This is a genomic window from Mesorhizobium sp. M2E.F.Ca.ET.209.01.1.1 (assembly GCF_004010375.2).
Classification (GTDB): domain Bacteria; phylum Pseudomonadota; class Alphaproteobacteria; order Rhizobiales; family Rhizobiaceae; genus Mesorhizobium.
Genome location: NZ_SADP02001351.1, coordinates 1 through 280 on the forward strand (window position 1 = coordinate 1; position 280 = coordinate 280).

The 280-nt window shown below is 63.6% G+C and carries 1 protein-coding gene; it reads left to right on the top strand.

Features of this window, described 5'->3' with window-relative positions; all coding sequences use genetic code 11:
* Nucleotides 1-280: aminotransferase class III-fold pyridoxal phosphate-dependent enzyme (locus EN852_RS40365; RefSeq protein ID WP_135880013.1), on the top strand; the 280-nt coding region annotated here is incomplete at both ends.

Here is a 280-nt window from a genome sequence, read left to right on the forward strand (position 1 = left end):
CTATGGCCATGACAGCATCGTCGAGGCGGCTGCCCGGCAAATGCGCGAGCTTCCTTACGCCACCGCCTATTTCGACCTCGGCTCGGAGCCGGCCATCCGGCTCGCTTCGGAACTGGCCGAGCGCGCGCCGGGCGATCTCAATCACGTCTATTTCACGCTCGGCGGATCGGACGCTGTGGACAGCACGATCCGTTTCGTCCGCTACTACTGGGATGCCAAGGGCGAGCCGCAGCGCGACCAGTTCATTTCGATCGAGCAGGGCTATCACGGATCATCGGTG